General features: G+C 57.0%; 19 protein-coding genes. 15 read left to right on the top strand and 4 right to left on the bottom strand.

The window, feature by feature from the left end:
* Window positions 1-74: 74 nt before the first annotated feature.
* On the bottom strand, window positions 75-1,151 hold the full coding sequence (locus D0851_RS03310; protein ID WP_117617347.1) for a hypothetical protein: 1,077 nt from the start codon (window positions 1,149-1,151) through the stop codon (window positions 75-77).
* Between the two features lie 277 nt (window positions 1,152-1,428).
* On the opposite strand from D0851_RS03310, the gene D0851_RS03305 reads away from it, so the two are divergent.
* Window positions 1,429-1,683, top strand: coding sequence for a hypothetical protein (locus tag D0851_RS03305; RefSeq protein ID WP_227539430.1), 255 nt, complete (start codon window positions 1,429-1,431; stop codon window positions 1,681-1,683).
* 15 nt (window positions 1,684-1,698) lie between these two features.
* Here the strand turns inward: D0851_RS03305 and galU are convergent, their stop codons facing one another.
* Window positions 1,699-2,535, bottom strand: a complete 837-nt coding sequence (galU, locus tag D0851_RS03300; RefSeq protein ID WP_117617345.1) for a UTP--glucose-1-phosphate uridylyltransferase GalU — start codon at window positions 2,533-2,535, stop codon at window positions 1,699-1,701.
* Between the two features lie 367 nt (window positions 2,536-2,902).
* Here galU and D0851_RS03295 point away from each other — a divergent pair, with 367 nt between their 5' ends.
* The 12 genes from D0851_RS03295 to D0851_RS03235 all read left to right on the top strand — a co-directional run bounded on the left by D0851_RS03295 (window position 2,903) and on the right by D0851_RS03235 (window position 17,871).
* A complete protein-coding gene (locus tag D0851_RS03295) occupies window positions 2,903-4,078 on the top strand; it encodes a ShlB/FhaC/HecB family hemolysin secretion/activation protein (protein ID WP_117617344.1) in 1,176 nt (391 codons plus the stop codon).
* A gap of 90 nt (window positions 4,079-4,168) precedes the next feature.
* Window positions 4,169-5,722, top strand: coding sequence for a glucan biosynthesis protein G (locus tag D0851_RS03290; RefSeq protein WP_117617343.1), 1,554 nt, complete (start codon window positions 4,169-4,171; stop codon window positions 5,720-5,722).
* Between the two features lie 18 nt (window positions 5,723-5,740).
* A complete protein-coding gene (locus D0851_RS03285; protein WP_117617342.1) occupies window positions 5,741-5,989 on the top strand; it encodes a hypothetical protein in 249 nt (82 codons plus the stop codon).
* Entirely contained in the window at window positions 5,982-8,093 is a 2,112-nt protein-coding gene (mdoH, locus tag D0851_RS03280; protein ID WP_117617341.1) for a glucans biosynthesis glucosyltransferase MdoH, read from the top strand. Before D0851_RS03285 ends, mdoH begins: the two co-directional genes overlap by 8 nt.
* 340 nt (window positions 8,094-8,433) lie before the next feature.
* Window positions 8,434-9,114, top strand: coding sequence for a GntR family transcriptional regulator (locus tag D0851_RS03275; RefSeq protein ID WP_117617340.1), 681 nt, complete (start codon window positions 8,434-8,436; stop codon window positions 9,112-9,114).
* A 157-nt stretch (window positions 9,115-9,271) separates the two neighbouring features.
* Window positions 9,272-10,159: a methylisocitrate lyase gene (gene prpB / locus D0851_RS03270; RefSeq protein WP_117617339.1), complete on the top strand. Its 888-nt coding sequence runs from the start codon at window positions 9,272-9,274 to the stop codon at window positions 10,157-10,159.
* A 120-nt stretch (window positions 10,160-10,279) separates the two neighbouring features.
* A complete protein-coding gene (prpC, locus tag D0851_RS03265; protein ID WP_117617338.1) occupies window positions 10,280-11,410 on the top strand; it encodes a 2-methylcitrate synthase in 1,131 nt (376 codons plus the stop codon).
* Between the two features lie 127 nt (window positions 11,411-11,537).
* On the top strand, window positions 11,538-14,135 hold the full coding sequence (gene acnD, locus D0851_RS03260) for a Fe/S-dependent 2-methylisocitrate dehydratase AcnD (protein ID WP_117620261.1): 2,598 nt from the start codon (window positions 11,538-11,540) through the stop codon (window positions 14,133-14,135).
* A gap of 174 nt (window positions 14,136-14,309) precedes the next feature.
* Complete coding sequence (prpF, locus tag D0851_RS03255; RefSeq protein WP_117617337.1) at window positions 14,310-15,479, top strand: 2-methylaconitate cis-trans isomerase PrpF; 1,170 nt, start codon at window positions 14,310-14,312, stop codon at window positions 15,477-15,479.
* A gap of 203 nt (window positions 15,480-15,682) precedes the next feature.
* Window positions 15,683-15,934: a type II toxin-antitoxin system RelE family toxin gene (locus D0851_RS03250; RefSeq protein ID WP_117617336.1), complete on the top strand. Its 252-nt coding sequence runs from the start codon at window positions 15,683-15,685 to the stop codon at window positions 15,932-15,934.
* 2 nt (window positions 15,935-15,936) lie between these two features.
* Complete coding sequence (locus tag D0851_RS03245) at window positions 15,937-16,317, top strand: helix-turn-helix domain-containing protein (protein WP_117617335.1); 381 nt, start codon at window positions 15,937-15,939, stop codon at window positions 16,315-16,317.
* A gap of 699 nt (window positions 16,318-17,016) precedes the next feature.
* Window positions 17,017-17,871 (top strand): THxN family PEP-CTERM protein, encoded by an 855-nt coding sequence (locus tag D0851_RS03235; RefSeq protein ID WP_117617334.1) that lies wholly within the window; start codon window positions 17,017-17,019, stop codon window positions 17,869-17,871.
* Window positions 17,872-17,947: 76 nt separating this feature from the next.
* On the opposite strand, the gene D0851_RS03230 is transcribed toward D0851_RS03235, so the two are convergent.
* Window positions 17,948-18,760, bottom strand: a complete 813-nt coding sequence (locus tag D0851_RS03230) for a PEP-CTERM/exosortase system-associated acyltransferase (RefSeq protein ID WP_117617333.1) — start codon at window positions 18,758-18,760, stop codon at window positions 17,948-17,950.
* A gap of 117 nt (window positions 18,761-18,877) precedes the next feature.
* On the bottom strand, window positions 18,878-20,506 hold the full coding sequence (locus D0851_RS03225; protein WP_264756475.1) for an FAD-binding oxidoreductase: 1,629 nt from the start codon (window positions 20,504-20,506) through the stop codon (window positions 18,878-18,880).
* A 666-nt stretch (window positions 20,507-21,172) separates the two neighbouring features.
* Between D0851_RS03225 and prpD the strand changes: the two genes are divergently transcribed.
* Both prpD and D0851_RS20440 read left to right on the top strand, forming a co-directional pair.
* Window positions 21,173-22,657 carry a 2-methylcitrate dehydratase gene (gene prpD / locus D0851_RS03220; RefSeq protein WP_117617331.1) on the top strand — a complete coding sequence of 495 codons (1,485 nt, stop codon included), beginning with the start codon at window positions 21,173-21,175 and terminating at the stop codon, window positions 22,655-22,657.
* Between the two features lie 148 nt (window positions 22,658-22,805).
* Window positions 22,806-23,531 carry a PEP-CTERM sorting domain-containing protein gene (locus D0851_RS20440; protein ID WP_117617330.1) on the top strand — a complete coding sequence of 242 codons (726 nt, stop codon included), beginning with the start codon at window positions 22,806-22,808 and terminating at the stop codon, window positions 23,529-23,531.
* Window positions 23,532-23,685: the final 154 nt, after the last annotated feature.

Genomic DNA, 23,685 nt, shown 5'->3' with positions numbered 1-23,685 from the left:
TGTGAAAAGACGCTTCTCCGCCGGTTTCGGCGGTACAACCCGGGGTCAGCCGGTGCAGGGCCGGGGCCCTGTCATCAGAACTTGTCGGCAAGCTGCCGGAGCAGCGCCGCCCGTTGTTCCGATTCGGGATTTACCGCCGGCGTATCGGTTAGGTTGTCGAGATCCGGGGGTGTGAATACGTAGCCTTTCTCGGGCCCAAACGCATAGTTGGTCCGGTCGCCGGGCCTGGCGGGCAGCTGGCGTATCTGGATGTGGCGCAGCTGGAGCTGACCGGTCTCAGTCTCGTTGGCCAACACGGTGCCGTGGGCTTTGAGGTTGATGGTGTCCGATGTGCCGTCCAGCCGCTGCTCCATCTGCAACTGGGCAACAGGCCGCTGACCGGAATACAGCTGGGCAGAGAGCGCGTAGAAGCCGGGCTCTTCGGGCGAGAACCTAACCGGAATGATCAGATTGTTGTTACTCACGTGGGGCTCACCGAGCCCCCCGAAATCGCCGAGATAAGGCTCGATGGTAAGCGGTGATGCGTGACGAACGGGCCGCCCGTCCAGGCGTGCCTCTACGATCAGGCGGTATTCTCCGGGCTCCTCCTCGCTTGCCTCCAGCGTCCCCTCGAAATAGCCCGCCGAACCGGCTTGCTCCAGGGTGGCACTGGCAACAGCCTCCCGGCTGTCCGGCTTTTCAAGAGTTGCCGTGAGCGAGCGGCCAACAACCTGGGCGCTCTGGATGGCGGCGGCGACAAGAATCGTCTCGCCCCGGGTGAACCGGTATTTCTCAAGCGTGACGGTAAATTGCCCTTCACCCTCCAGCGGAAGGCTGACCGGCTCGTAGCGATTGCCCTGGTAGGCCTTCGCCTGTGCTTTGCTGAGCGGGACGGACCAGGCAGGGTAGCGAGTAGACTGTTCGTACTGCTCGGCAATACCGGCCAGCATAAAGCCAAGGGCGTTGTCTGAGGGTGGCTCCGGCGCCTGGTCAATGGAGGGTAAAACGGCAGGGGCGGTGGAGGCGGCTTTCCCCGCAGGCGCGGAGGACGCTCCGGTGGCCAGGGTGGTCAACCATCGAAACGCAGAGCGATTCTCGTCAGACAGGATATACCCCATCCCGACCACGCTGGTGGACACCAGTGTCAGAAGCAGCAACGCCTTTCGGGCCATGCATCAGGTCTCTTTGTTGTTTTGTTCCTGTGCCCCTAAACATAACGGGCTTTGCGGTGCACGCCAAAATTCTGGCCGGTTTATGTAACAGAATCTGCCCGGATTGAGCAGCGGGTCACATTCCCGGGCCGTTGAGTTTCACGACCGCTTTGGCAGTGCCCGGCGCTGGCAGTGCCATATCCGGTACAGGCAGATTGTGCGCCAAGCGGTTTGTGCGTTACATTTCTGGATTGATTCACTTCGCAGGGCATTTACCGGGGCTGGGGTCCTGGTTTGAATGACGAGGTACATGGACATGCAGCACTTGCAACCCATTCGGCACTGGGAGCCAGAGAAGCCTGGATACGACGGGCAACTTGAACTGCCCGGGATTGCCCTCGATAAAAGCGATGATCTGCTGTTGTCGCTGAATGAGCTGGAGGAAGAGCTTGAGCGGGTGCAACTGACAGCGGAAGAGGTGGAACTGCTTCGCCGGTTCCGCAGGACAACCGCGGAAAACCGGCGAATGATTCTTCAGATCCTGGGCCGCTGATCCGGCCCGGAGCTTTTACTTACCTTTCTTGTAAATGTTCTCGTACACGTAGTTGGTGGCTTCCACAAAGCCGTCGATACTGCCGCAGTCAAAACGGCGGCCCTTGAACTGATAGGCCAGTACACAACCGTTTTTGGCCTGCTCCAGCAGAGCGTCGGTAATCTGTACTTCGCCGTTCTTGCCAGCCGGTGTTTGCTCGATAATGTCGAAAATGTCCGGTGTCAGAATGTACCGGCCGATAATGGCCAGGTTGCTGGGCGCGTCGTCCGGAGCCGGCTTCTCAACCATGTCGGTGATCCGGTAAAGCCCATCCTTCATGGATTCGCCGGCAATCACACCGTATTTGTGGGTTTCGTCCGCAGGTACCTCTTCAATGGCAACGATAGAGCAACGGAACTGGTTGTAAAGCTTCACCATCTGCGCCAGAACACCGTCTTCCCCTTCGGGGCCGATGCAGAAGTCGTCTGCCAGAACCACCGCAAACGGGCTGTCGCCCACCAGATTACGGCCGGTGAGGATCGCGTGGCCCAGGCCCTTCATTTCATTCTGACGGGTAAAGGCGAAGGTGTTGTGATCAATCAGGTCACGGATTGAGGTCAGCAGGTCTTCCTTACCGGAACCGGCAATCTGGTGCTCAAGCTCATAGCTGATATCGAAATGATCTTCAATCGCCCGTTTACCCCGGCCGGTTACAAAGCCGAACTCGTGGATGCCCGCTTCCGCAGCTTCTTCGACGCCGTATTGCACCAGCGGCTTGTTCACCACCGGGAGGATCTCCTTGGGCATGGCCTTGGTTGCCGGAAGAAAGCGGGTGCCGTAGCCGGCAACAGGGAACAGACACTTCTTGATCATAACGCTTGTCCTTATATTCGCTTGGGTCACCGCCTGTTGCCAGTCGGTCGTCCGTGAAAGGGACTCATTAAGTGTGCCAAGTGTAACCAAGTTGTTGGCCTAAATGGAGGCCCCGGTACTGAAATGTAAAGTTTGGTAAAAAAGGGCACCCGGTCACCTTCGGGGTTGTGCATTGATTTGCATAGAAAAAACTTGCAAATACGTCAGTAAGATACTGTATTATTGGAATATTTAGTTTGTAATTTTTGGCAACGGCAACTGGATTTATCGTCCCGGGTACAATACATTCCCCGCATGAAAAGTTATTTAGATTAAGCGGCTTTCCTTTCGTGCTGTGGCCGGCGCTATCTGGCAGGACCTTATTACATTGAAATCGCCACTTTTAACCGCACTGTTGTGGTGCGTAGTCAGTCAGCCTCTCTACGCCGAAGACGGCGGCTCGTGGCTCCGCAACGGCTGGCAACCCTATTCGAGCAATTTAGCCGGCAGTGTGGACGCGTTCCGGGAGGAGCGCGAACACTGGTTGAGGTCCCGGCTGAAGTTTTCCGGCAAGACGGAACTGAACAGTGATGGCATCGATGGCTCTGTGGGCGTGGCCGCAGACAGACTGCTCGGTCAGAGTGATGCCATTGGATTCGACTACCGTGATGCCCGATCCTATAGGAACGAGACCGATTCCAGTGCCGCGTCATTCCGTTATCGCTTCCCGGCAGGGGCGAATCAGTTGCGGATTGAGGCGGGGAGCTCTCGTTACGAGTACGCTGCCAGCAATGCTGGCAGCCGCTTTAACGCCAGCAGTAAATCCCGTGTGCTCGGTCTGGGGGCGAGCAGACCGCTGTTCTCCCGGTTTGGCATGGCCTTTGATGGCATCGCCCGGCATCGGGGGCGAGACAGCGTATTCTTTGAGCAAGACAGCCTGGTATCAGAATCGCGTTACCAGGTTTCGTCCATTGGCCTGGAGGCAAGCGGAGGTCATGAACTGGCAGCCGGCCTGGTTGCCAACACCCGAATTCTGGCATTGAGTGGCCGCGAATTCCTCGCAACCGATTATCCGTCGCATGATGACATGGCAGATGAAAAGGAGTTCTACAAGATCGCCGTGTCCGCTTCTGTTGAGCAGGAGCTGTTCCAGTGGAACTGGCGGGTGAACGGACGGTATCAGTTTGCGGATGAAGATCTCCCGTCGTCGGAATACCTGACGGTCGCCGGCCCGTCCATGCTCACCGGATTCAATGGCCAGACCGTTTCTGTGTTCAGGGGCGGCTGGCTGCGAATCGATACCGCCAGCCCCGCGTGGCCCGTGCCATTCGTGGATGGCGTATTGTCCACTGTGAACTTTGCCGTGTTGCAGGGCTGGGTTCCCGATTACGGGGTCCAGACAGCCCGCCACGGTAACGCCAGTGCCGGTCAGGTCTCGGTGAAGATGCAGGGCCGGGCCTTTACCGCCAACGTCAGCGTGGGCCGGATGATCCGCGCCTCCACCATGGCCCTGACAATGCCCGATTATCCGGACGTGCGGATCTCGCTGTCCATGGGGATCTGACCCCGAGTCTTAAGAAGTTGTCACTTGAGTAAGTTTCGACCGCTGGTGTTACATTACTATTCTACGGAATGTTAATGGGGTTGGAGAACCATGCGCTCAGGGACAAGATTGCTCACGCTGCTTTTGTTGCAGTGCTCTCTCTATACCGGAACCGCTCAGGCTTTTAAGTTTGAGGAGGTAGTCGACAAGGCCAGGGCCCTGGCCAACGCCAAGTATGAGCCGCCACCCGAGGTGCCGGGATTTCTCAGAGATCTGGATTACCAGAACTATCAGGCCATTCGGTTCAATCCCGAGGCGAGTCTCTGGCGTGAAGGTCGTTCCCGTTTTCAGGTCATGATGGTGCCACCCGGCAATTTCTACACTCACACCGTGCAACTGAACGAAATTGACGCGGATGGTGTAGAGCCCATCCCTTTTGACAAGTCTGCCTACAGCTTTCCCGACAGTGACCTTGCCAAACGAATACCCGCCAATCTCGGTCACGCCGGTTTCAAGCTTACCTATCCTCTGGGCGACGGAACGGAGCAGAACCAGTTCCTGGTTTTTGCCGGAGCAAGTTACTTCCGGGGAGTCGGGGCGGGTAACCGGTTCGGGCTCTCCGCCAGAGGCATTGCTGTGAACACGGGCTTGCCCTCCGGCGAAGAGTTTCCCTCATTCGTTGAATTCTGGCTTGAGCGGCCCGGCGGCGGCAGTGATCGTATGCGGGTATACGGGTTGCTGAATGGCCCAAGCGTGTCCGGCGCCTACAGCTTTGATATACAACCCGGGCCCACTACCCGGATTGACGTCACGGCCGAACTGTTTTTCCGGAATGCAGTGGAACAGCCGGGCCTTGCGCCACTCACTTCCATGTTCTATTACGGCGAAAATACCGCGCGTCCGGTTGGGGAGTGGCGGCCACAGGTTCACGACTCAGACGGCGTGTTGATTCACGACGAGGGCAGTGGCGAGTGGTTGTGGCGTCCCCTGATCAATCCCTCCCGCCTGCGCCTCAGTTACCTGCAGGTGAATCGCCTGGGCGGCTTTGGACTGATCCAGAGAGATACGGCCTTCCACCAGTTTGAGGACGCAGAAGCCCGTTACGACCTGCGTCCCAGCGCCTGGGTATCACCCCGGCCAAGCTGGTCCAATGGGGAAGTGGTACTGGTAGAGATCCCCACGAATTCTGAAACCAACGACAACATCGTCGCTTTCTGGAAACCGGGGGAAGACGCGAGTGCCGGCGCTCACCACCAATTTGCCTATACGCTCAGCTTTGGTAGCAGTGACGTGGCTGGTCAGGATACCGGACGGGTGGTGAAAACGTTCGTGGGGGATGGTAGCCGCACCGGAGGCGGCGACGCAGAGAATGCTTACCGAATCATTGTTGATTTTGCCGGCGGACCACTGGAAGAACTCAAACCGGACGCGGCGGTGATCAGCAACGTCAGTGCAGGGGGCGGTGGCGAAGGCTTTGAAATTATTGAGCATTATGTCGAATTCATTGAGGCGGACAAGAGCTGGCGTCTGTCCATGCTGGTGCGGCCTGGTAAAGGAAAGGATACGGTTCTTCGCGGCCAGTTACTGCTGGATGACAAGCCCCTGACGGAAGTCTGGACCTATCTGTTGTTCGAGGCTTCCAGGGCCACTCAGAACAGATCATGAAGGGAGGGAGCCCTGATCATGCCCGAGATCTTGTGTCAGCAAGCGTTGGAAAGGGTACTTACCTACCTGGATGACGATGGCGTTGAATTGACAACAGACGCCTGCAGGCAAGCCCTTCGCCTCCTGGAAATGTCGATGGCTCAGGGCGCCGGGCCGGACCTGCCCGCCCGGTGTATCGACAGCATTCCCGGTTATTTCGAGCGTCCCCATGAGAGCATTCCGGACGCCAGCCCACCACTGAAGCGCGGGCACATCGGCTATGACTGATATAGCCAACAGGGAAGCCACACTGGCTCGGAGACGTTCCGGTGGTTGGCGAAGAGTCGCTACGTTCAGGCGACTGCTGCTGACCATTTTCGTGGTGGGGCAAACCCTTACAGCCTGCTATTTTCTGCTCTGGGTTTTACCTTACCACGGGGGCACCATGGTCGAGTTGGGGCTGTTGGTGCTGTTTGCGCTGCTGTACATGTGGATTGCCGTTGGCTTCTGGACGGCCGTATTTGGTTTTCTGCTCAGACTGATGGGTGGTGATCGCCACAGCCTGCTGAAGCGACATGCCGGGAAGGAGCTGGAAGCGACACCGTTGGCCCGAACGGCCATTATCATGCCGGTCTATCACGAGCCCGTGCACTGGACTCTCAGCGGGCTCAAGGCGGTGTATCAGGACCTTGAACGCTCCGGCCATCTGGACCAGTTCGAATTTCATATTCTCTCGGACAGCCGCGACCCGAATGTCTGGCTTGAGGAGCAGGCCACCTGGTATCAGCTGTGCCGGGAGCTTGGGGCAGAGGGGCGGCTGTTTTACCGCCGGCGCCGGGTGAACCTGAACTTCAAGAGCGGTAATGTGGCGGATTTTCTGCGCCGCTGGGGCCGCCGCTATCGTTACATGGTGGTCCTTGATGCCGACAGCCTGCTCAGCGCAGACACCATCGTGCGCATGGTGCAACTGATGGAACGTGAGCCGAAGGTTGGCATACTGCAGACCGCCCCCTCCATTATCAACGGCGAGTCACTGTTTGCCAGGGTGCAGCAGTTTTCCAACCGCCTCTATTCCACCCTGTTTGCCACTGGTCTTGCCGCCATTCAGATGGGCGACGCCGCTTTCTGGGGACACAACGCCATTATCCGGATCAAATCCTTTATGGATCATTGTGGCCTGCGCAAACTGCGTGGGTTCGGCCTGTTCCGGGGGCCCATCATGAGCCACGACTTTGTGGAGGCGGCCTACATGGGCAGGGCCGGTTACGAAGTCTGGCTGGAGCCGGGCCTTGGCAACAGTTTCGAGGAGTCTCCGCCAACGCTGTCGGACGAACTATCCCGTGACAACCGCTGGTCCCGGGGAAATCTCCAGCATTTGTGGATTCTGCTGTTCGGGCGCCGGCTTCGACTGGCCCACAGGATGGCTCTGTTGAACGGGGTCATGGCCTATCTGGCTTCGCCCCTCTGGCTGGCGTTCCTGATTCTGACCACCGTGGAAGCCGTACAGATGACAGTCGCCAGAATCGACTACTTCCCGGAGGGGCATCAGGGTTTGTTCCCGCTCTGGCCGGAATGGCGACCGGAATGGGCGCTCGGCCTTGCGTTAAGCACCCTTTCCCTGCTGTTTATCCCGAAATTCCTGGCCATTCTGGACGCGGTTATTCACGGTACTGCCAGGCAGTTTGGCGGGGTTTTGAGGCTGTTTATCAGTGTGCTGGCTGAAATCGTGGTTTCGGTCCTGCTCGCGCCTATAAGAATGATGGCTCACAGCCGCTATGTTATTGGCGCCCTGTTGAACCTTTCGCTGAGCTGGGCTGGACAGAACCGCACACAGGAGACCTCCTGGCGGGACGCCTTTGTTACCCAGCTTCCCGGAATGGTGGTCGCGGCAGGCTGGTCCGCCTTTGCCTGGAGCCTGGACCCCATCTTCTTCCTCTGGTCATTGCCGGTTGCTATTCCACTGGTACTGGCAGCTCCCACGTCTGTGTTGCTGAGCCGGGTGGGCGCAGGTCAGGCGCTGCGAACCTGGGGCATGCTGCTGATACCGGAAGAACGAGTGCCCGTTAAGGTGTTGGAAGACGCCCGTGCAGCCAGGCGCAACGGCGGTAGAGGATCAGTGTTAACGGCGGTGGAAGCTGCGGTGGTACGGCCCCGGCTTAACCGGCTCCATCAGGCGCTTGCCCGCAAGGTCCGCCTCGCCAGAAGGGCGGAGCTGCTGGCGCCCCTGGTGGCGCGCTGTGGCAGCGACGGCCCCGCCTCATTGTCGCGAAGCGAACTCAGCCAGTTATTCCGAGACAGGCAGTCGCTGGCGGAACTGCACCAGCTTGCCTGGCAGGCTCCGCCAGACAGTTTCTGGGGCCGGCGCATCACTTTGCTAGGCAGAAACCATTGAAGCCGGACGGCCAGGTGCTGACAGACACCTGGCCGTATCAGTACACGCCGCCGCCTGAGCAATAGAGGGCATAGCCATGGAAAAACAGGAAAAAAACAGAAAGAGCGACGGGGCTCTGTATTTCATCTCCTGGGCCCAGGCGGGTGCTTCCTGTTTGTGGTGCTGATGATCATCAAAACCCTGTGTGACCACGTCAGCAATCTGAGAGCGGTGGGGGAGTTACTGGGTAAATGAGCTTGCATTTGTCAACAAGTAATCAGTCTTAGCTCAAAGGATTGTTGACAATACTTCGTTTCAGGCGTAGTTTTTGGGTAACTACGGTCAATATTGTTAACAAAGTATGTCTGAAGCCATTATTCAAACCTACACTCGCGCTGATGAAGCCTTTGATTGTCTGCAAACGGCTATTGTGAAAGGCGATCTCATCCCCGGCGAGAAAATCGGCGAAGTTGAACTCTGCTCCCGATTCAATCTTACCCGTGGCCCCTTGAGGGAAGCCCTTGGCCGACTCGAATCCCGTGGACTACTGGTGCGCCGCCCGCACGCCGGAGTAAAGGTGGTTTCGGTGAGCGCTTCGGAACTGATGGAACTTTACCGGATCCGGGAAGTGATGGAGGGCCTGGCAGCACGCCAGGCCGCCGAGCGCATGACCGACCAGGAAATTGCGGACCTTCAGCGCACCCTCGACACCCACGAACAGATGATTGAGGAAGCTCAGGGGCAGGCCTATTATCAGGCTGAAGGCGATTACGACTTTCACCACAGGGTTGCCACCGGCAGCCGCAACACCAAACTGGCCCAGATGCTACTGGGTGATCTTTACTACATGGTGCGGATGTACCGTTACCGGTTAAGCACCTCCACCGGTCGCCCCCATCGGGCGCTGGGTGAACACCGCCGTATCGTCGAAGCGATTGCGCAGCGAGACGGTGAGCTCGCCGAATTTCTGATGAAAAGACACATCAACGCCGCCCGCCTGAACATCGAGAAAAAAATCCAGGAAGGCGAACTGACAATCTGAATAAGGGGTCTGACTCGAAGTGTGAAGAAGGGTCTAACTCCGAGTTTGAAAAAGGGGTCTGACCCCGCGGGGTCAGACCCCAACTTCACGCACCAAATCAGCAGGCTAAAAAGGGGTCTGACCCCAAGTTCACAAACAACCAAGAGAGGCCAACACCATGTCCAAAAAACTCAGCCCAGGCGCCCGTTTCCGCAAGGCCCTGAAAGCAAACCAGCCCCTGCAGATCGTGGGAACCATCAACGCCTACGCCGCCATGATGGCCGAGAAAGTCGGTCACCAGGCGATCTACCTGTCCGGTGGTGGTGTGGCCAACGCCTCCTACGGCCTGCCGGATCTGGGCATGACCTCCATGAACGATGTGGTTGAAGACGTTCGCCGCATCACCGCAGCCACCGACGTTCCGTTGCTGGTCGACATCGACACCGGCTGGGGCGGCGCCTTCAACATCGGCCGAACCATTCGCGAAATGGAACGTGCCGGCGCGGCAGCGGTCCATATTGAAGACCAGGTTGCCCAGAAACGTTGCGGTCACCGCCCGAACAAGGAAATCGTCTCCCAGGAAGAAATGGTAGACCGTATCAAAGCCGCGGTTGATGCCCGTGAAGACAAAGACTTCTTCATCATGGCCCGTACCGATGCCTTCCAGAAAGAAGGCCTGGAAGCCGCCATTGAGCGTGCCAAGGCCTGCATCGAAGCCGGTGCAGACGGTATTTTCGCCGAAGCGGTTACCGAGCTTGAACACTACAAGGCATTCTCTGACGCCCTGGATGCACCCATTCTGGCCAACATCACCGAATTCGGCGCCACGCCGCTGTATAACCGCAAAGAGCTGGCCGATGCCGGCGCCGACATGGTGCTGTACCCGCTCAGCGCCTTCCGCGCCATGAACAAGGCCGCCCTGACGGTTTATCAGAACATCCTGGAGAAGGGCGACCAGAAGGACGTGGTTGACCTGATGCAGACCCGGATGGAACTGTATGATTTCCTGAACTACCACGACTTCGAGCAGAAGCTGGACCAACTGTTCCAGCAGAGCAAAGGTTAAAGACTGAAAATGGGGTCAGATGAAAACGGGGTCAGATGAAATTTTCATCTGACCCCATGTTAAAACTGAAAATGGGGTCAGACCCGGTTGGGTCAGATCCCGAATAATGGGGAGACAACAATGGCTGAAGCAAAACAACTGAACGGCGCCGGCCTTCGGGGCCAGGTGGCTGGTGAAACCGCATTGTGTACCGTTGGCAAGAGCGGCGCAGGCCTGACTTACCGCGGCTACGACATCGCCGATCTGGCAGAAAAGGCCCAGTTCGAGGAAATCGCCTACCTGCTGCTGCGCGGCAAACTACCGAACCGCCAGGAACTGGCTGCCTACAAGACAAGGCTCCATGGCCTGCGTGGCCTGCCGGCTGCCCTGAAAACCGTGCTCGAGCAGATTCCCAAGGATGCGCACCCGATGGACGTGATGCGTACCGGTTGTTCCATGCTGGGTATCCTGGAAACCGAACAGGATTTCAGCGAGCAGGACGACAAAATCGACCGAATGCTGGCGATCTTCCCGTCGATCATTACTTACTGGTACCGCTTCGCCCACGAAGGCGTGCGCATTGAAACCGACAGCGATGTCGATTCCATCGGCGGGCACTTCCTGGAACTGCTCCACGGCAAGAAGCCCAGCGAGCTGCACGAGCGCGTGATGAACGTGTCGCTGATCCTCTACGCCGAGCACGAATTCAACGCCTCTACCTTTACTGCTCGTGTGTGCGCCTCCACGCTGTCGGACATCCACAGCTGCGTAACCGGCGCCATCGGCACCCTGCGAGGCCCGCTGCACGGTGGTGCCAACGAAGCCGCCATGGCGCTGATCCAGAAGTTCAAAACCCCGGACGAAGCCGAAGAAGGCCTGATGGGCATGCTCGAGCGCAAGGAAAAGATCATGGGCTTCGGCCACGCGATCTACAAGGATTCCGATCCGCGCAACGCCATTATCAAACAGTGGTCCAAAAAGCTGGCAGACGAAGTGGGGGATACCGTGCTGTACCCGGTGTCCGAGCGCTGCGAAGCCGTCATGTGGCGAGAGAAGAAGCTGTTCTGCAACGCGGATTTCTACCACGCCTCGGCCTATCACTTCATGGGCATCCCGACCGAACTCTTCACCCCGATCTTCGTGATGTCCCGCGTCTCCGGCTGGACCGCCCACGTGAAAGAGCAACGCGAAAACAACCGCATTATCCGCCCAAGCGCCGATTACACCGGCCCGGCGGATGCAAAGTGGGTGCCGATCGACGAGCGGCCCTGAGGGAGTGAAAAAGGGGTCTGACCCCGTGGGGTCAGACCCCAAGTTCAGACCGCGAACTCCGAGCCATGAAGGAGGGGTCTGACCCCAAGGGGTCAGACCCCATGTCCACACCACCGAGTTGCTGACCATGAACACTGAATACCGCAAGAATCTCCCAGGCACCGACCTGGACTATTTCGACACCCGCCAGGCTGTGGAAGACATCCAGGCCGGCGCCTACGACAAACTGCCGTACACCTCCAAAATCCTGGCCGAACAACTGGTTCGCCGCTGCAATCCCGAGGCACTGACCGATTCCCTCAAGCAGCTGATCGAGCGCAAGCGCGACCTGGACTTCCCCTGGTACCCGGCGCGAGTGGTGTGCCACGACATCCTCGGCCAGACCGCATTGGTGGATCTGGCAGGCCTGCGTGATGCCATAGCAGAGAAGGGCGGTGACCCCGCCAAGGTCAACCCGGTGGTTCCCACCCAACTGATCGTGGATCACTCCCTGGCCGTTGAGCACGCCGGTTTCGAAAAAGACGCGTTCGAAAAGAACCGTCAGATTGAAGACCGCCGTAACGACGACCGTTTCCATTTCATCAACTGGACCAAGACCGCGTTCAAAAACGTGGACGTAATCCCCCCGGGCAACGGCATCATGCACCAGATCAACCTGGAGAAGATGTCCCCGGTGGTGCAGGCTCGTGATGGCGTTGCTTACCCGGACACCTGCGTAGGCACCGACAGCCACACCCCGATGGTTGATGCCCTGGGCGTCATTTCCGTGGGCGTGGGCGGCCTGGAAGCGGAGAGCGTAATGCTTGGTCGCGCTTCCATGATGCGCCTGCCGGACATCGTGGGCGTGGAGCTGACTGGCCGACTGCAGCCGGGCATTACCGGGACCGATATGGTCTTGGCCATCACCGAATTCCTGCGTAAGGAGCGCGTAGTCGGCGCCTACCTGGAATTCTACGGCGAAGGCGCTGACAGCCTCACCGTCGGCGACCGTGCCACCATCTCCAACATGACCCCGGAATACGGCGCCACTGCCGCCATGTTCTATATCGACGGCCAGACCATCGATTACCTGAAACTGACCGGCCGTGAAGACGACCAGGTCGCCCTGGTAGAAACATTCGCCAAGGAAACCGGCTTGTGGGCCGACAGCATGAAGAACGCCGAATACGAGCGCGTGCTGAAGTTCGACCTGTCCAAAGTCACCCGTACCCTGGCCGGACCCTCCAACCCCCATGCTCACCTGCCCACTTCCGAGCTGGCAGAGCGCGGCATTGCCGGTGAATGGGAACAGGAAGAAGGCAAGATGCCGGATGGCGCGGTGATCATCGCTGCCATCACCAGTTGCACCAACACCAGCAACCCCCGCAATATGGTGGCGGCAGGGCTGATTGCCCGCAACGCCAACAAGCTGGGCCTGACCCGCAAGCCCTGGGTAAAAACCTCCCTGGCGCCCGGCTCCAAAACGGTGAAGATGTACCTGGAAGAAGCCAGCCTGATGCCGGAGCTGGAAAACCTCGGTTTCGGCGTGGTGGCCTTTGCCTGCACCACCTGTAACGGTATGAGTGGCGCCCTGGATCCGAAAATCCAGCAGGAAATCATCGACCGGGATCTGTACTCCACCGCGGTGCTCTCCGGAAACCGGAACTTCGACGGCCGGATTCACCCCTACGCCAAGCAGGCGTTCCTGGCGTCGCCGCCGCTGGTAGTGGCCTACGCCATCGCCGGCACCATCCGTTTCGACATCGAGAAAGATGCCCTGGGCTATGACAAAGACGGCAACCCCGTCACCCTGAAGGACATCTGGCCGGATGATGCGGAGATCGATGCCATCGTGAAATCCAGCGTCAAGCCGGAGCAGTTCCGCAGCACTTACATTCCGATGTTCGACATCACCCGGGATGCCCAGGCCAACACCAACCCGCTATATGAGTGGCGCCCGCAGAGCACCTACATCCGCCGCCCGCCGTACTGGGAAGGTGGCATGGTGGGTGAGAAAGCCCTCAAGGGCATGCGTCCGCTGGCGGTGTTGCCGGATAACATCACCACGGATCACCTGTCGCCGTCCAACGCCATCCTGATGAACAGTGCGTCTGGTGAATACCTGCACAAGATGGGTGTGCCGGAGGAAGACTTTAACTCCTACGCCACCCACCGGGGTGATCACCTGACTGCCCAGCGTGCCACCTTCGCCAACCCGAAACTGTTCAACGAAATGGTCCGGGATGAAAACGGCAACGTGAAGCAGGGTTCGCTGGCGCGTATCGAGCCGGAAGGCAAGGTCACCCGCATGTGGGAAGCCATCGAAACCTACATGGAGCGCAAGCAGCCGCTGATCATCATCGCCGGCGCCGACTACGGCCAGGGCTCCTCCCGTGACTGGGCCGCCAAGGGCGTGGCACTCGCCGGTGTCGAAGCAATTGTGGCCGAAGGATTCGAGCGGATTCACCGCACCAACCTGATCGGTATGGGCGTGATGCCCCTGCAGTTCGAAGAAGGCACCACACGCAAGACCCTCGCCCTAGACGGCACTGAAACCTACGACGTAGAAGGCACCCCGGCGCCCCGTGCCGAACTGACGCTGGTCATCCACCGCAAGAACGGCAGCACCGAACGCGTGCCAGTGACCTGTCGCCTGGATACCGCCGAAGAAGTATCGATCTACAGTGCGGGTGGCGTGTTGCAGCGGTTTGCGGAAGATTTCCTGCAATCGGAAGGTGCTGCGTAAACAAGGGGTCTGACCCCGTGGGGTCAGACCCCATTTTCAAACTCCGAGGTCGGGGTTGAAGAAGGGGTCAGAAGAAAGCCTTCTTCTGACCCCATGTTCACCGCACCCATAGCATCGACAAAGGGGTCAGATGAAATTTTCATCTGACCCCGTCTTCACCAAGAGAGCAGAAAAATGACCCACGCTCCCCAAATTAAAATCCCCGCCACCTACATGCGCGGCGGTACATCAAAAGGCGTGTTCTTCCGCCTTCAGGACCTCCCAGAACCCTGCCAGACTCCAGGCGAAGCCCGGGACAAACTCCTGCTGCGCGTTATCGGCAGCCCCGACCCCTACCAGAAACAGATCGACGGCATGGGCGGCGCCACCTCCAGCACCAGCAAAACCGTCATCCTGGCCGAGCCCACCCAGCCGGACCACGATGTGGACTACTTGTTCGGCCAGGTCTCCATCGACAAGCCCTTCGTAGACTGGAGCGGCAACTGCGGCAACCTCACAGCCGCCGTGGGCGCCTTCGCCATCAACGGCGGCTTCGTCGCCAAAGACCGGATTCCTGAAAATGGCACCTGCACCGTGCGCATCTGGCAGGCCAACATCAAGAAAACCATCGTCGCCCACGTGCCCATCACCAACGGTGAAGTCCAGGAAACCGGCGATTTCGAACTGGACGGCGTCACCTTCCCCGCGGCTGAAGTGCAGGTGGAATTCATGGACCCGGCGGATGGTGAAGGTTCCATGTTCCCCACCGGCAATCTGGTGGACGATCTGGAAGTGCCTGGCGTAGGCACCCTCAAGGCCACGATGATCAACGCCGGCATTCCCACCATCTTTCTGAACGCGGGAGACATCGGCTACAAGGGCACGGAGCTGCAGGACGCCATCAACAGCAACCCCGAAGCCCTGGCCATGTTCGAAACCATCCGCGCCCACGGCGCCGTGAAGATGGGGCTGATCCAGAACATCAAGGAAGCCGCCAATCGCCAGCACACCCCGAAAGTCGCCTTCGTGGCCAAACCCTCCGATTACGTGTCATCAAGCGGCAAACAGATCGGGGAAGGGGATGTGGATGTACTGGTCCGGGCCCTATCCATGGGCAAACTCCATCACGCCATGATGGGCACAGCCGCCGTAGCCATTGCTACTGCTGCAGCCATTCCGGGAACCCTGGTGAATGAAGCCGCCGGTGGTGGCGACCGCACCTCAGTGACCTTCGGTCACCCGTCCGGCACCCTGCAGGTTGGCGCAGAAGCCAGTCTGGTGAATAACCAGTGGACCGCCACCAAAGCCATCATGAGCCGCAGTGCGAGGGTGTTAATGGAAGGTTGGGTGAAAGTGCCTGGGTGAAAGTGCCTGGGTGAGAGTGCCTGGGTGAGAGTGCCGGGGGATTCGGTCTGACAGGACCTTAGTAAAGCCTGCATTTAAAGGCCGGGGTTGCCCCGGCTCTGCTTCGCCTGAATACTGGTCACCGGCCCCACTTTACCAATCAGGCTCGCTCGTTTTTCATTCCAAGTGTTGACCTACAGTAAACCTATTCGTAAACTTTCCGCATGTACTCACTGAAATACAAAAAATCCGCACTGAAAGCACTGAAGAAAGCCCCCAGGCCAGTAGCAGAAAGGATAATGTCCGAACTCGAAGCGATTGCGCTGGATCCAGACAACTACCGTGGCGACTGGAAGCCGATGAAAGGAAAGCCTTATTGGCGCCTTCGCCAGGGTGGATACAGGGCGATTTGCAGTTTTGATAATGGTGAGCTGATTTTACTGGTATTGAAAGTCGGCGCCAGAGGAGATATTTAAAAATGAGCGTGCAGATTATTGAAAAATCGGGAAAACCCGAATACGCAGTCATTCCCTATGCCGAGTATCAAGAGTTGCTTGAGATGGCACAGGATGCGCGTGATATTCAGGATGCCGATGTTGCGATGGCTGAACTTTCCGCCGGAGAAGATGAAAGCATTCCTGCGGCTATCGCTAAGCGCCTCATGTCTGGAGATGAACACCCGCTGAAGATTTGGAGGGAATATCGCGGCTATACTCAGGAATCACTGGGCACAGAAGCCGGTATTGGCAAATCGTATGTGTCACAAATTGAGGCTGGCACCAAAACGGGTTCAACAAAAGTTCTCAGAGCGATTGCGAAAGCTTTGCAGGTTGAAATAGACGATCTGTTGGGCCGATAGTGAGTGATGCGCCTGGCTGGGTGAGGGTGCCAAGTACCCAATTGTCAGATGGCTGCTTACTGTAGTCATCTGCCGGATATATAGTAATGACTATACCCAATGACCATGGTGTGACAATTTCTCGTGTCAGCTATATCAGCATGGGAAATTGCATTGCTTGTGGGGCGGGACCGGCTGACCCTGGGCATGAATCTCGATGACTGGCTTGAGACAGTCAGTGAGATTGAGGGGGTGCGGTTTGTGGCTTTGGATGAAGTCGAATCCGAGCGTATAAACACGTTCGATCAATTTGGTAATAGGGTGGGGACTTCCTCGCTGGCGGGTCCACCTGGATGCGATATACTCCGGTCCCGGGTTCCTGGCGTCAGCATAATTTACGCACTCGGAAGTCAGTCTGCTGTTTAACGGCATTTTTAATTCTGTAATAACTATAAATCGATCTCTTTAAATGTTTTTGTTCTAATCGACCCTGCTTACATACCTCTCCAAAAAATACATAGCGTGGAAGACGATGCATTTACGCTCCTTCAATGTCGAAGATACTTACACCTGCATCTCCACATCCACCAGGCCGAAATTTTAAGTTTATGAAAGATAATCAGTTTAAATATTTGGTATGGATGATGCGTGTAGCGATACACCGCTGACGTGCTTGCCTGAATTCCAGCTGCCAGCGTTCACCTTCAAGGAGAGATAACTATGAACACTGCACTTAAAAGAACGCTTTTATCAACGCTTGTTGTGCCATTTGCGCTGGGCGCGGCATCTGCCAGCGCGGATCTGATTACCACATGGGATTATACGGTCGACAGCAATTTCTCCAACGCGACATTCACTAATAAAGGGAGCGCCAACCCCGGTACTCAGGATACTAGCGACCCAAATGTGATTTCATGGGGTGGAACGACAGCTACGAGTCGGTCGTCCGTTTCGATTACTGATGTCGATTCCACAGCTGATGGTAGCCTTCCAAAACTTGAAACCAATATGGGCTCCGTAGACGGTGGCGTATTTACCCATAACAATAATACTATCGATTTGAGTTTCGATACGCTGTTATCGTTTGACCTGACCTCCACGCTCACCCTGAATCCGCTTTTACCGATGGGTGTTGGCAGTACCGAGGTGCTGCCCCCGATTACCTTCAACAGTCGCTTTACGGAAACGCCGAACAACCCGGGTAGCGGAACCTGTGCCGATGGACTGCCCGATCCCTGCGGTGATATTTTCACCCTTACCGACATTGAGGGTTTGGGTCCCTTTACCGGTGGAGCCCTCCCTCCACAGCAGTTCACTATGGAGGGCTATACCTACTCGGTGTTCCTTGACCTGGCTGGCCTGATGACGCTGCCTGATGATGCCTGTACAGCCGCGGGTGCTAATAGCGGATGTGTGGGTCTTCTGACTCCAGAGGGTGGCCCCAACACTTTCGAGACCTCGTTCCGTATTGAGGCTAGACCGGTTAGCGTACCTGAGCCAGGCACCCTGGCACTGCTGGGTCTGGGCCTGGCCGGCCTTGGTCTGTCGCGCAGGAAGAAAGCAGCGAAAGCATAACGTTTGAACAGTTTTAATGTTCAGATGAGAGTGCTGAAAAAAAGAAGCCCCCGGCAGGAACCCGGGGGCTTTTTCGTTAGTCGGTGTTCGGTTTCGCAGGCAGGTACCGTCCGGCGTCCGTAATCAGCGACCAGACATCCGGACGGCGCCTCCTTATACCTTCAATCAGTGACGCTGCCTCAGTGAAAGCAGGGCGGCGGAGGCCGTGATACTCCAGCACCGGTCCCACATGATCAAACTCCACACCAAATCGCTTTAACAGGCGCAGCTGCGCCGGCTCCATGACTGCCATCCAGTGGGTTATGCCATGTCTGACCGACATCTGGAGAATCGCGGCGAAAAGCCCAAGACTGATATAGGGCATGGCGCGTTTACCATTTTCCGAATCGCTGTAGCAGACGAAATCGCTGGTGCCCGAGGCTGATTCGCCCTCATTGAGACGCCGCCGAAACTCCCGGCTGACCGCCATGCGGGAAATTTCTGCGATCCGCTCGCGGCGTGCGCCTGCAAATGCGTCCCGTGCCTGCTGACCCATCCGGTGGATACAGGGGGCTTCCATCGGAAAGTCAGCCTGTTCCGGGTTATCGCCCGTCATAACGAGACGAACGGTGGCAACGCTGTCTCCCGTCATTTGGTGTCGGATCAGGGCGTGCGCGGATCGCGGATCGTAGGCATCGTGCTCGCGTTTATCAGCGAAGCAATCGGGGTCCTCGAAAGGCCGGTCAATGCAATAAACCTTGTACCGAAGTTCGAAGACCTCGTTAATCACCTCTGGAGACGTCGCCAACTCGACATTGAATACCGAGTTGAAAATAGTACTGACGTCTTCCTGGGTCGGTTGGTTATTTGTGTATTCTGTTTCATGCCGAAGTGCAAACCCTGTGTTCATTTTCAGGTCCTCATGTTTTCCCGTTCAGGGAGCTGTTTTGACGATAGTCCATGGAGAAAAAGCGCCGTCTTAACTTCCACTGGCGGCGTACAACGGGTGTATCGAGGTTACAGCCCATCAGACCTCGGAACGCTTGATCCTGGGCACGTAACGTCCGGGCGCCAGGATGAAATTGGGGTCGACTGCAGCTTTCAGTTGACTGGCCAGCCTGGAGAAAGCAGAGTCACTGGTATTCAGGGTGCTCATCGCGTCGATGTTGAGGCGGTAGGGCAGGAAGCCTTCTTTCTGCCCCGCTTCATACAGGGCGCGATAGCAGTCGTTGGCCCGTGCTGTCGCATTCTCGTCCCTGCGATCAAAGAGCAGGGGAACGGTAGAGTCGAAGCAGCGATCGTTTACTGTCGTCAATGTAATTAACGGATTGACACCGTACTGCGGGCAAATTCGTTCAATCATATTGATGTAGCGGCGAACGTCTTTTCCCCGTATCGGAACCAGCGGCGCGAACCATATGAGCCCACAGCCATCCCGTGCGGGGTTTTTGGGCTGCCCAGTCTCGGGCAGGGTGCCTGAGCGCCAATAGGCCAGCGCCAGCGCGACATCGTTGGGGGTGCCATGCATGATTTCCAGCGCGCCGGAGAGGGTATCCGCCATGCCCTTAACCCGTGCAGCCAGCCTGCCGGGTAGCACGCGGGCAATAGTCCGCGCCAGGTCAACTTTTCGCTGGTTGATAAAAACGAGACGGTCGGTTACCGGGCCCAGAAGCCGCCGTAGCGTGCGTCGGGCCGCTCGGGCTACCTCCTTTGAGGCATAAATCGCACCAACCCCGCTCCAGGCAGGAACGCCATGACTGTTGGCGAGACGTTCAACTTCGTGAGCAGGCAGAACACCGTCAATGGCCCTGTCTTCAGGGAAGGGTGTCATCATCGAGAGCATGCGTTGGCTGTTGAGCAGGTTAATCGCCACAACCGAACCGCCGAGCGCTCGCAACACCGCCCTGACGGTGGGCACCAGCGCTTCCAGTTTGGCGTCGTCCTTCGTGGAAAAGAAAAACGCCGTCACGGTGTCGGGAGCCGGCGCAAGGGCGATGGTCATATTCACAACCACTCCGAAATTCCCCTGGCTGAAGAGCCCATCGAGATAAGGGCCGAGGCCCCATTTGAAAAGCCCGTCCACTTCCGCACCGCCAAGTTCGCTGAGCGGCGTCCGGTAAAGGGTGCCGTCGGGCAGGATCGCTTCTATCTTTGTCACCGCTGCAAAATGGTCAGTAATCGGCGTGATGCCGTAACCCCGCTCAAGCGCATTGCCAAGAATGCTGCAGGTGGGGCCCGCGCCGGTTACCGGAACGAGATAATTGCCATCATGGTGATCAAGGAAGTCCCTCAGGGCGCCCTGGGTTACGCCGGGCCCAACAGTGACAACGCCCATGTCGGGATCAAAATCGGAAATACGGTCAAGCCGGCTCAGATCAAGGATGACGCAGCCGTCTTCAACCGGATTGGCACTACCGTAGCCCCAGTTATTGCCCGTGCTTACGGGATAAACCGCAACTTGCCAGCGTTGCGCAACCTGAAGAACCGCTGCGACCTGCTCCTGGTTCTCAGGGCGGAGCACCGCCGGAATTGAGCGCTTCGCTCCTGTTGTGGAGGCGCCAAACTCTGCTGCGTCAGCCGCAACGACTCCGGATTCACCCAGAATAGTGGCCCATTCGTCAATTGCAGATTCGGTAGCGGTGCGATTCACTGGCATTTCCATGGTTTATCGATGACTTCTATGAATGCTTCGTTAAAGTTTGCTAATGGGTTGTTCATTAATTGCGCAGAGATTATAGGCGAGATAAGGTCGGCAAAACCATGTTGTACCATTACGGCTTTGAAAACGATTTACTTTAAAGAACTGAAGTGCAAACAAACAGTTGAAGTGAAATTAGAGAAATACGGCGGGGATCTGGTTATTAAAAAAAATTAATTAAGGTTGGGTTATGTCCTGATAACAAATAGTAAGATAATGATTTATATATAAATTTTAGCTGCCCGGTCAAGCAGGTGTAGTTAATGTTAACAGATATATAAAGTTAACAGGTATTTGAAAGAGTGTGTAAATATTGTGTTACAACCGCCGCCATTCTGGCTGTCAGTTTTATTTACATATTTGGTGGAGGAGTATAATACGAATTTAATAGGGTGCTTTTTCAAGCTCCTACTAATGAAGGCTCGCTGGTTTCGGTTTGAGCAGAAGAAGGTTTGAGCAGAAGAAAGAGCCAGGCCTGATTGGCAAGCCAAGTCCGGGTACTGGAAGTGAGAAGTGAATGGTGCCCGGCACTTCTTTCCTTTTGCTGTCCTTTGGATCTTGGGCCTCAGTGCCGGGTGCGCTAATCTGTGACTGAAGGGCACCAAAATCAGAGGAGTCACTGCCATGTCAGCAACATTCGATCTCAACGAACGCCCCGACTACGACCAGCTCATACAGACCATCGCCGATTACACCCTCGGCTACCGGATAAAAAGCAAAGAAGCCTGGAACACGGCCCGAAACTGCCTGATGGACACATTGGGCTGCGGCCTGCTGGCCCTTCGGTTCCCCGAATGCACAAAACACCTCGGCCCGCTCGTCGAGGGTACAGTAGTCCCCCACGGCGCCCGTGTTCCCGGAACCTCCTTCCGGCTGGATCCGGTGAAAGCGGCCTGGGATATTGGCTGCATCATCCGCTGGCTGGACTACAACGACACCTGGCTTGCCGCCGAATGGGGTCATCCGTCTGACAACCTGGGGGGTATACTTGCGGTCGCTGATCATCTTTCCCAGAAAAAAGTGGCGGAAGGCAAAGAACCGCTGACCATGAAGGACGTGCTCGAAGCCATGATCATGGCCCATGAAATCCAGGGTGTGCTGGCGCTCGAAAATTCCTTCAACCGGGTAGGGCTGGACCATGTGGTGCTGGTCAAAGTGGCATCCACCGCCGTCACCGCAAAACTGATGGGTGCCAACCGGGAGCAATTGCTGTCGGCCCTGTCCCACGCCTGGGTAGACGGCCAGTCATTACGAACCTACCGCCACGCGCCCAATGCCGGCTCCAGGAAATCCTGGGCAGCAGGGGATGCCACGTCCCGCGCCGTACGATTGGCAGACATCGCCATGCGAGGGGAGATGGGTATTCCGAGCGCACTGACAGCCCCTCAATGGGGCTTCTATGACGTGCTGTTCAGCAAGACCAACAAAGATCAGAAGCTGAAGCCCGAGGATAAGCGCCAGTTTTCTTTGCCCCAGGAATTGGGCTCCTACGTGATGGAGAACATCCTGTTCAAGATCTCCTTCCCGGCGGAGTTCCACGCCCAGACAGCGGCGGAAGCGGCAGTAACCCTGCACCCCCAGGTCAAAGACCGGCTCGACGAGATAGACCGGATTGTCATCACCACCCACGAATCCGCCATCCGCATCATCTCCAAGCAGGGCAGGCTTGCGAACGCGGCGGACAGGGATCACTGCCTGCAGTACATGGCGGCAGTGCCGCTGATCTTTGGGAGCCTCACCGCGGAACACTACGAAGACAGCTTCCACGAAGCCAATCCGGTTATCGACCAGATTCGGGAAAAAATGGAAGTGGTGGAAGACGAAAGGTATACCCGCGAGTATCTGGAAGAGGACAAGCGCTCCATTGCCAACGCCATTCAGGTGTTCTTCAACGATGGCAGCACCACCGACAAGGTCGCAGTCGAGTATCCCATCGGCCACCGTCGCCGCAGAAAGGAAGGGATTCCGCTATTGGAAGACAAATTCAACAACAACCTCGCCACCCGGTTCCCTGGCCAGCGCTGTGATCGGATCTACCAGCTCTGCAAGGATCAGAAGGCGCTGGAAGGCACGCCAGTGCATGAGTTTGTCGCACTTTTTGTGATCTGAATATGAAACAGTGGGTGTCAGTTTAATTTACAGCGGGGGAGGTGCGTTTTCATACGTCACTGAAAAATAATCAATTAATATTATGGCACAAACCGTGCATTCAGTACTCCAGTGAAAGCGAATTACATCAGGTGAATGGAGTACTGATATGAACAAGGTAACAATCATTATTGCAACCGGACTGCTCTTTGGCGCCTGCTCCGGGGTTTCCGCGGTGCCCATTCTCTCCGTCAGCCCCCAGGGCGGAACCGCCGCTGGCCAGGCCGAAAGCGACTTCCTGGCAACCCTGAGCGGCGGCTACCTCACCGAAACGTTCGACGATAACACCTTTTACAACCCTGGCGATCAGTCAGTTTCCATTAACTCCCAGGTTGGTGTTGGCAGCTTTACCAGCGCGTCGCCGGGTTCGGGCGGCCTTTGCGACAGCGGCGGTTACGACTGCACCCAAGGCCTCGCTGTTCTTGACGCGGGCACAACGCCTTTCAGCGGGCGCTATTCCGTGTCTGGTGACAACTGGCTGGACAGCATGGACGCCAGGGAAATGAGTATCTCGCCGGCTGCGGGTTACAACGCCATGGGGCTCTACATGACGGATCCTAATGATTCAGGTGGCCGGTTTTCCATTGGCGGCGTGGACTTCAATTTTAGCGACATCTTCGGAACAGCTTTGGGTAACGGCAGGATTTTCTATATCTCCATTTTCGACACGGCTGGCCTTGGAAGCGTGTCGATCTTTTCCAACAGCCCGAATGACGGCTACGGCCTGGACAACGTAACCGTCGGCACCGTTGCAGTCCCGGAACCCGGCACCCTGGCGCTGTTCGGTCTTGGTCTCGTCGGACTTATTCTCGCTCGCATGCGCAAGAAGTCGTAACGCCAGATACAGGGGAAACTGACAACTCGGAAGCCCTGCGTTGTCAGTTTCCTTTACACTAAAAGGGACCTGTTTTGCTTACCGCCAATTGCAGTTACAGAAATTTACAGTACACTGCTGTTCATATAACGCTGTATGTAAACGCACTGGATGC

It is taken from the genome of Marinobacter sp. Arc7-DN-1 (genome assembly GCF_003441595.1).
GTDB lineage: Bacteria > Pseudomonadota > Gammaproteobacteria > Pseudomonadales > Oleiphilaceae > Marinobacter > Marinobacter metalliresistant.
This window is presented reverse-complemented; position numbering and strand designations above follow the sequence as displayed.